Origin of the sequence: Asticcacaulis benevestitus DSM 16100 = ATCC BAA-896 (assembly GCF_000376105.1) — a bacterium.
In the GTDB taxonomy this organism is placed as follows: domain Bacteria; phylum Pseudomonadota; class Alphaproteobacteria; order Caulobacterales; family Caulobacteraceae; genus Asticcacaulis; species Asticcacaulis benevestitus.
Genome location: NZ_AQWM01000067.1, coordinates 1 through 8756 on the forward strand (window position 1 = coordinate 1; position 8756 = coordinate 8756).

An 8756-nucleotide genomic window follows, 5' to 3' on the forward strand; every position below is an offset into this window, starting at 1 on the left:
GTAAGCGTGCAGTTGGCCCCATATAGCTGGTAGTTTTCGGCCATGCTATCAGACCCAGAAGCGTTGCGATGGTGAACTTCTATGTCTGGAGATATGCGTAGGGATAGAAACTTCCAATTTGTGGAGGTCGTCAGTTCCGGCTCGGGTTCTATTGGTCGAATTCGTCGAGAGTGGGCTGACGACTACAAAGCCGAGATGGCATCGCGTTCGCTGGTTCCGGGCGTGAACGCTTCGGCATTGGCACGAGAGATCGGGATATCGCCGGGGCAGCTGTTTGGTTGGCGCAGGTTTGCCCGCGATCGTGGACTTTTGCACGATTTGGAAAATACGCCTCTCGCGGCAGAGCGGGGCGCCGTGTCTCGTGCCGTCATCGAAATCGTTGTCGACGGCGTCACCATCCGGGCCTGCTCCGCCGCTGATGAGGGGCATCTGGTCCGAGTGATCCGCGCGGTGCGCCAAGCATGATCCCGGCGGGCGTGAAAATCTTCCTGGCGGCGTCTCCGATCGACTTCCGCAAGGGACCTGACTCTTTGCTGGCTTTGGTTCGAGCTGCGGGAAGTGATCCGTTCAGCGGGTCGCTATATGCGTTCCGGGCCAAACGCGCCGACAGAATAAAGATCGTCTGGTGGGACGGGACCGGCGTGTGCCTGTATGCGAAGCGCCTGGAAAAATCTCAGTTTATCTGGCCCAGGGTTGGGCCCGCCCGCATCCAGCTGAACCACGTCCAGGTGCTTGCCTTGCTCGATGGCCTGGACTGGAAAAAGGTCCGCGTCATCGGTGTAAAGGCCCCTGAAATCGTTGGCTAAATGCACGAAATTGTTCGCCAAAATCGAGTAAAAACGTAGGCAAATCAACCCGATATGTGCTATGTTTGGGGCTATGGAGAGACCGGATTTTACCCTGCCAGATGACGTGGAAGCGCTCAAAGCGTTTGCGCTGGCTATGGCACAAAAGGCTGGCGTCCTGGAAGCGGAAGTCGCAAATCTTAAGGTCGAAAACGCACTCGCTGAGGCCCGTCTTCAGGATCTGACGCATATCCATGCGGACGCTGAAGAGCGTATCAAAAACCTCACATCGATCCTGAAGATCTTCAGTCGAGCCCGCTTCGGCCGCAAGTCTGAGAAGCTGCGCCATATTGCTCTGACAGATGAGCAGCAGGCTGAACTGTTCGACGACATCGCGACAGGTATCGCCGAGTTGGAGACCTTGGTTAAAAAGGCTGGCAGTGGTGATAAGCCCAAGCGCGCCCCTCGGCCACGCAAGGCCTTCCCAGCTCACTTGGAGCGCATCGAACAAACCATCGAGCCGAAAGCCCTGCCTGAGCACGAGGGCAAGACCAAGGTCCTGATCCGCGTGGAAACGAGCGAACGCCTCGACGTCGTGCGGGCGAAGTTCCGCGTTATGGTCACTCACCGGCCCATCTATGCGTTTAAGGGCGAGGATGGCGTCATCCAAGCGCCGGCGCCGCCCCACATCATCGAAGGCGGCATCCCGACCGAAGCCCTGCTGGCTCAGGTCGCCGTCTCGAAATATGCCGATGGCTTGCCGCTCTATCGCCAGGAGGCGATTTACGCGCGCGACAAGGTCGAGATTAGCCGCGGGCTGATGGCCCAATGGATGGGAGCAGTCGGCTTCGAGCTGATGATCATCAGCGATTATATCCTCGATCAGATCAAACAAGCCGAACGCATCTTCGCCGACGAGACCACCTTGCCGACCCTGACCCCGGGGACGGGCAAGGCGCGAAAATGCTATCTCTGGGCCTATGCCCGTGATGATCGACCGTTCGGCGGCTCGGGCCCCATCCTGGTGGCGTTCCGCTTCGAAGATAGTCGCGCCGGTGACTGTGTGGCCGATCATCTCGATGGCTATAATGGTATTGTGCAGGTGGATGGTTATAACGGTTACAACAGCATTGCACCGAAAGGCGCCGCCAATAGCGGCGCAGTCCTTGCCGGCTGCTGGGCGCATCTACGACGGAAGTTCTACGATCTGCATGTGTCGGACGCCTTACCGGTTGCGACCGCCACGGTCGAAATGATGAAGGCGCTCTGGCAGGTCGAGGACGACATCCGCGGCCGGGCACCTGAACTACGAGCCAAAGCCAGACAACAAAACTCCGCCAAGGTCGTCGCTGACTTGTTTAAGCTCTGGGAAACTACGCTGCCCAGAATATCGGGAAAATCAAAGTTGGCTGTGGCCATCCGATACGCACTCAAGCGCCGCGAGGGCTTCGAAGTATTCCTACATAACGGCCTGGCCGAGATCGACTCCAACGTTGTCGAACGCGCCATCAGGCCCCAGACAATTACGAGAAAGAATAGTCTGTTCGCTGGCTCCGATGGAGGAGGCAGAACCTGGGCGACCATCGCAACCGTTCTGCAGACCTGCAAAATGAACGATGTCGATCCTGCGGCCTGGCTTACACAAACGCTCGAACGGCTCGCCAACGGATGGCCCATCTCAAAACTCGAGGATCTCATGCCGTGGAACTTTAAAGCCTACGGGGCCAGCTGATCGCTTACGCTACTACACTAACAGTGACGGCAACACGGTTAGATCGCCGCATAAGGAGGTCAGCGGGTGCGCGGCATCAGGCGCTAGCGCCAGGTGTAGGGATGGGACGTGCAGTTTCAGCCAGCATAGAAGCGGAACATGCTCACGGCATGGTGGGGTCGCAGAATGGATGTGAAAAATTCGGATCTATGCGCATCGTTGTGTTAGAGATCACGCCTCTTAGGCAGATATATTGTGTCATCCATAACTGGGCTGTTCGCTTCTCGATACGGTCCGACATGGTCTGCTGGATTATGCGTTCGGATAGATGTAAATCCTGGGGCATGGAAAAAAAGTCGGCTGTCTTCGCCCATATTTTTTGCTGTAGCATCTACAACGCAGTGGGAATAGATCCTGCGGTCGTCAGGGTCTGGCTTGCCGAATGAATCGACCGTTCCGAACTCGGTTACCCAGATATATTTTGGCAACTCAATGGCGCGAGCGCGCTTCTTCACGATATCGCTAGCAATATTCCGAATTAGCCTTTGTTTATATTTCCATCCGTAAGTGAGATAGGTGCGCGCTAATACAGTATTTTGATCGAAATCATGTTTAAAGGTATCTCCAAGCTGGATGGACGTACCCAACTGAGCAGCGTTAGAGATTCGAATGGAAGGCCAACTCGACGAATAGGATGAAAGCATCGACCATGCTAGGAGTTCTGCCTTTTCAGCGGGTAAGAAAACCTTGTTGGGAAGGGGGATTAGCAGAGCGTAAAGGTTATCCTCGATGTTGTAATATGTCTCGGGATTTGACGAGGAATGCCTTAACGGCATGCGCAGGTTTGGCCCCATTTGGTCATCGTTCACATACACTCCTTCACAGAAAGCAGCCCTGGACGGCCACTTGCTAAGAGGAAGTTGCGGTATTGAAGTGCTTAATATTTGGCCAGATGCGATGACAGCATGACCTACGGCTTGTCCGAAATTCAACGCCAAGATGACCGGTATGCCCGAGTCGACATAACGGCTAATCACATCTAAGGGCTTTAATCCGTTCCAATCAAAATGGCCGATTGATCCGCTGGCAACGTACATAAGGGGATGGCGACCATTTGCGCGAAGTGCCGAAACCATGCCATTCATGCTTAGAAATTCGGAACCGTTAGGTAGCATAGAACTCGCGCTGGCAGACTCTTGCCTCATTGCGGCTTCTGTGATGCTTGCTGTTGATATCCAAGGGCCACGATGGCGTGTGTAAAAGTGACGACCTGCAGACCAGATTGTTGCTTGCGCACATGCTCCAATACGTTGGTCTTGTTGCGTCATTGGCAAAGCTGACACTGAAAACTCTGCCCCGAGGATATGGGTTTTGTATGTGGCGTCGACCAATATATGGCTTTCACATCCTGCCGGGGCCTTAGGACACTTTAGGGCCACCTGAGAAACTGGAGCTTGATGAATTGGCCTTAAAACTACATAGCCGAGGTAGTCATCCTGGCAACTTTTCAGACGCTCCGCCATTTCAGAAGGAGAATCTACGGTGAGCGTCTCAGTCAGGTCACACTTAAAAAAATGCAGACGCCGGCACAATTTACTGTGTCGCTTAAACAGTTTTGAATAATATGCAGCAAATGCTTCGGTAAAATCCCGATCCAGATACTCGTCTTCAGCCAGAACTGTGACTGCCCCAAGTTCTCTCAGATGGCGAATTAGGGTGTCTGTTATCTTTGAGCTTTTTTGGCCAACCTTAAGGTGGTCACTAAGACGCAGCCAGCCGTCATCATTCAGAAGATATGCAGAAACCCCCATTGCCCCCCCTTGCCTTTTTAGGCCAACAAAATTTGACCAGCTTGCTGTTCTGCTGCCCTAATATTTGCGTCTATAAGATCCAAAGCGATTGCGGTTTCCTCGGATATCTTGGTATCTATCTCAATTTGGCCTGCACCTAGATCTTTCGACGTCGCCCAATCATCAATCAATAAAAGTTCCATGATTCGCTCCTGATTCGCGATTAACGTTGGTCTAGCCTAGGCTAAACCATTGATCTGACTCCGGTAATTTTACGCAGAGAATTAAAAAACAGTTAATATACAATGGGTTAACTGTTGCGCGGGTTGACGCAGTATGCACAATATTTTCGATTAATCTACTAAAAAGATACTTGACTCGACCTATGAGGCCAATTGGGAGGCGCTTTGGTAAAATCAAAATCGAATTAGGACGACATGACGGTAAAGTTCCTCATGCTAAAAGGATGACTTTGCGTGTTGGGGGTATAATTGGGGGTATCTAAAAAATATACTATAACATTTATTATTTAATTTCAAATTGGTATTAACATTTTGAGGCGCCTTTCCTGGCACCATTAGGCTATCCGGCAGCAGCCGGATTAGTTTGAAAAACCCAACAAAATGTGCTAGTTATAAGACGTTGTGTTCAACTCCGTCCGCTGGAGTTCGCCCGCATTCGCTCCGCCTGGGGGGACTTTTTCAGCGGTGCGGTCCTAATTTAGGACATACGCAATGGCCCTTAGTGATACCGCTTTGCGCAATGCGAAGCCCCAAGATACCAAATATAAGCTCTACGATGACGGCGGACTTTTAATTGTCGTCGCTCCGTCAGGTGGGAAATCGTGGCGTTTCAAATATCGTCTAAATGGCGCAGAGAAACAGCTCTCTTTTGGCACGTACCCAGATGTCACCCTGAAGGCCGCTAGGCTAAGGCGGGATGAGGCACGTTCTCTCGTCGCGAATGGCATAGATCCTGGCGCCGAGAAAAAGCGTAAACTCGCTGCCGCTGCAATAGAGGCGGCAAACACCTTCAAGGCTGTCGCGGACGAGTTCGTGGAGAAGCGAGCGCAAGAGGGCATGGCAGAGGCCACAATGATAAAGCTTCGGTGGTTCAATTCACTGCTGGAAAAAGATATCGGCCCGCGCCCGGTGACTGAAATTGAACCGGTCGAGCTATTAACCGCAATCAAGAAGATTGAGAAGCTTGGGAACCATGAGACAGCCAAACGGGTGAGAGCGTTCGCCGCTAGGGTCTTTAGATATGCTGTGATTACGGGACGCTGCCGCTTTAATCCGGCGGCCGATTTGGGCGAGGCGTTGATTGCCCCCAAGGTAAAACACCATGCAGCGCTTATTGAGCCGGAAGACGTTGGTCGGCTCCTGCGCGCCATTGACGGGTACAAAGGCCACGGGCTGAGCCCGTTGGCGCTGAAGATGCTTCCGCACGTTTTTGTAAGACCTGGGGAACTGCGTCACGCGGAATGGGCGGAGTTCAATCTGGAGAAGGCTGTCTGGCGAATTCCTGGAGCGAAGATGAAAATGCGGGATGATCACGCAGTTCCGCTTTCGACACAGGTGATGGACATTCTCGAAGAGGCGGCACAGAATCGGAACAGGAGCAAATTCGTGTTTCCTGCGGTAAGCAATTGGCAAAAGCCGATGGCAGAAAATACACTGAATGAAGCCTTGCGACGACTGGGGTTCGGTTCAGACGAAATGACTTCTCACGGATTTAGAAGTACCGCCAGCACCCTCTTGAATGAGTCTGGCCTCTGGACGCCTGATGCGATCGAGCGGGCCCTTGCTCACCAAGGCAAGGACGCTGTCAGGTCAATCTACCATAGGGGGCGGCATTGGGATGAGCGCGTACGCATGGCACAGTGGTGGTCCGATTACCTTGATGAACTCAAATGCGAGAGGACCGCCGGTGAAAACTTTAGTTGACAAATGGGGCGGGCGCATTTTGCAGTTGTTGGAATTCAGTGCTGAGAAGTCTTCGGACTGGATGAAAAAGATATCACGAAAATTCGATGTGGCTGTCCGAATTGCTCTATCTATTTTTGATCTGTGTGCGGACGATATGGACTCGATATATCCTGGCCGATAGTTTGGCCAAGTGATTTATCACCGGCGATAAATGTGGACCTGAAATATGCTCATCAGATCTTTTTATTGCCAGCGATAAAAAGATCTGACGTTGCTCAATTTTCTGACTTTTTATCGCTGGCGATAAATTGGCTTGATTTTTGGTGAAAATAGGCCTATTTATCGTCAGCGATAAAGGAACGGAAACATGACCCTATTGACGGACGTCCATCCCTTACCGGTACAGTTGGGCCACGCCTTACGGGCCTTGCGACTGTCCAAGAACCTCAAGTTGGAAGAGTTGTCGCGCTTGTCTGGTGTCGGGATCGCCACCTTGTCTCATCTCGAAAACGGCAATCGCGACCCCAAGCTCTCCACTATCACACGCATCCTGCAAGCCCTGCGCAGCGATCTTTATGATCTGGTGGCATCGCTCTCTGCCCATAACCAACGGCCAGCGCAACCCGACACTTCGCCATACGATTTGGATATGTAAGATGCCCGAGGAGATCACTGTCTTTTATGAAGCGTTTCCCGTCGGCAAATTGTTGATCGACAACGACGGAGCGATCAGCTTTGCATACGATCTGCGGTGGACGGAGTCACGCGGCGCCTTTCCTATCTCCCTAACAATGCCATTTGCCGCCGACATTTATCCGCCGGACACCGTCCATCCCTGGCTTGCCAACCTGCTGCCAGAAGAGCGCCAACTGGCAACTCTGGCGCGTGCCATCGGCGTCGATCGCAAGGACACGATCGCCATCTTGCGGGAAATTGGCGGTGATACGGCCGGCGCCTTGTCTTTCGGTGGGCCGTCCCTGCGAGACGACTGGCACTTCGAGCCTCTGGAGACCTTTTATCAACTGAAAGATCCGGAGGCAGCGCTTTTGCGGCACTTCGCGGACCTGAAAGAGCGGCCCTTCCTGGCTGGGGAAGATGGGGTAAGATTGTCCTTGGCCGGTGGCCAGGAGAAGGCCACGTTGACAGTCCTGGATGCGAACGGCCGGCCACGCCTTGGGTTGCCGCAGCCCGGCGACGTACTGGCCATTCCCAAGACCGGGGCCCCATCTACCTTGATCGTGAAGCCGGACAATGATCGTATTCCAGGCATCGTCGAAAACGAGGCGTACTGCCTGACACTGGCGGCAGCCATTGGCATTCCGACAGCAGAGGTCAGCATTCTGAAGGTGGGCCCGCGCAATGCCTTGGCCGTCGCGCGATATGATCGTGCCTATCGCCAGGACGGTCAGATCAGGCGCCTACATCAGGAGGATTTTGCCCAAGCGAACCGAGTATTTCCGGTCAACAAATACGAGGCAGGCACTGTTCCTGGTCCAACGATTGCGACCTTGCTGGCAACGGGGCGGAATTTACCATCACGCGATGGTTTGAAGCTCCTTGATCAGTTGATCTTCAACATTCTTGTTGCCAACACAGATGCCCATGCCAAAAACTATTCACTACTGTTGGCAGGCGAGAAGGCATTGGCGCCTTTGTACGACGTCTCAACGGTCTTGCCTTGGCCGCACGTCAATCAGAGTTTCGCGCAAAAGATTGACGGCAAGAAACGAAAGCCTGAAGACGTCGCGGCTCGACACTGGGACGCTATCGCAGCGGCCGGAGGATACAACCCCCGTCAGACACGTCTGCGGGTTAAAGAATTGGTCGACGCTATAGTGGGTGCCGGCATTCGAACCTATGAGCATGTTGCGAGCCATCCCGGCGCGATCGCGCCCCTCGTGGAACAGGCGCAGACCTATGTCGAGGGTAACGCGCTGCGGCTACTTGGCCGTCTGAAAGAATAAACCCGGCCTTACCTATCCAATATGCGTAGCTATTAAACGATTTGCCTATTTCGTTTAATAACGCCGATCGCTATTAAACCTTTGACAATTTTAAGCGGCTAGCGACCGGATCGCCAATCTAGCTAATGCGTTGGTTGGCGGCATTTTGCAAAAAATCCATCAGGTCGGCTACCCGTATTAATCTGCGCCCTCCCACCTTGATCGACTTCAGCTCTCCGCTGGCCATGCGTTCATAAAGAAATGTCCGTCCCAAGCCGGTGGCTTTGACTGCTTCATCAATACCGTATGAAATTTTTTCAATAGCATTTGGCTGCATTAAAGGATTCGGTCGTGTCCCACAGCGTGGTGTAATTGGTTGAGAGCGTAGCGCTAGGCTCGCTGCCCGTCCAAAGGGCAAAGCGAGCCTCAGCGAAGCGGGGTTGGCCATCAGTGATTTTCGGATATGGTTTGGGTTCCTACACTCATTCCAGAGACGAAAGACCACCGATGACCAACGATATGATGGCCCTGAAAGGGCTTGTTGAAAAGACCTCCGACAGCGATTTGTTGCGCGACATGATCAGCTTTACGGCTGAACG

General features: G+C 53.1%; 10 protein-coding genes. 7 read left to right on the forward strand and 3 right to left on the reverse strand.

The genetic code is table 11. The features are described 5' to 3' along the window. The first annotated feature begins 93 nt into the window (after window positions 1-93). The 4 genes from B060_RS0122945 (at window position 94) to B060_RS28585 (ending at window position 2692) form a co-directional block, all read left to right on the forward strand. A complete protein-coding gene (locus B060_RS0122945; protein WP_157405697.1) occupies window positions 94-465 on the forward strand; it encodes a transposase in 372 nt (123 codons plus the stop codon). Then, window positions 462-806: an IS66 family insertion sequence element accessory protein TnpB gene (tnpB, locus tag B060_RS0122950; RefSeq protein WP_018083855.1), complete on the forward strand. Its 345-nt coding sequence runs from the start codon at window positions 462-464 to the stop codon at window positions 804-806. Before B060_RS0122945 ends, tnpB begins: the two co-directional genes overlap by 4 nt. Before the next feature lie 73 nt (window positions 807-879). Further along, complete coding sequence (gene tnpC, locus B060_RS0122955) at window positions 880-2517, forward strand: IS66 family transposase (protein WP_026173047.1); 1638 nt, start codon at window positions 880-882, stop codon at window positions 2515-2517. Next, window positions 2402-2692 carry a DUF3761 domain-containing protein gene (locus B060_RS28585; RefSeq protein ID WP_081607011.1) on the forward strand — a complete coding sequence of 97 codons (291 nt, stop codon included), beginning with the start codon at window positions 2402-2404 and terminating at the stop codon, window positions 2690-2692. The genes tnpC and B060_RS28585 overlap by 116 nt, the downstream gene beginning before the upstream one ends. Window positions 2693-2720: 28 nt before the next feature. Here the strand turns inward: B060_RS28585 and B060_RS0122960 are convergent, their stop codons facing one another. Both B060_RS0122960 and B060_RS27515 read right to left on the reverse strand, forming a co-directional pair. Then, window positions 2721-4307 (reverse strand): hypothetical protein, encoded by a 1587-nt coding sequence (locus tag B060_RS0122960; protein ID WP_018084136.1) that lies wholly within the window; start codon window positions 4305-4307, stop codon window positions 2721-2723. A gap of 17 nt (window positions 4308-4324) precedes the next feature. After that, window positions 4325-4489 (reverse strand): hypothetical protein, encoded by a 165-nt coding sequence (locus B060_RS27515; RefSeq protein WP_018084137.1) that lies wholly within the window; start codon window positions 4487-4489, stop codon window positions 4325-4327. A 531-nt stretch (window positions 4490-5020) separates the two neighbouring features. Between B060_RS27515 and B060_RS0122970 the strand changes: the two genes are divergently transcribed. The 3 genes from B060_RS0122970 to B060_RS0122980 all read left to right on the forward strand — a co-directional run bounded on the left by B060_RS0122970 (window position 5021) and on the right by B060_RS0122980 (window position 8178). Then, complete coding sequence (locus B060_RS0122970; protein WP_018084138.1) at window positions 5021-6232, forward strand: tyrosine-type recombinase/integrase; 1212 nt, start codon at window positions 5021-5023, stop codon at window positions 6230-6232. Window positions 6233-6581: 349 nt separating this feature from the next. After that, complete coding sequence (locus B060_RS25760; RefSeq protein WP_018084139.1) at window positions 6582-6869, forward strand: helix-turn-helix domain-containing protein; 288 nt, start codon at window positions 6582-6584, stop codon at window positions 6867-6869. Window position 6870: 1 nt separating this feature from the next. After that, complete coding sequence (locus B060_RS0122980; RefSeq protein WP_018084140.1) at window positions 6871-8178, forward strand: type II toxin-antitoxin system HipA family toxin; 1308 nt, start codon at window positions 6871-6873, stop codon at window positions 8176-8178. A gap of 118 nt (window positions 8179-8296) precedes the next feature. Here B060_RS0122980 and B060_RS0122985 read toward each other — a convergent pair whose 3' ends face one another. Next, window positions 8297-8494, reverse strand: coding sequence for a helix-turn-helix domain-containing protein (locus B060_RS0122985; RefSeq protein WP_018084141.1), 198 nt, complete (start codon window positions 8492-8494; stop codon window positions 8297-8299). Window positions 8495-8756 lie beyond the last annotated feature (262 nt).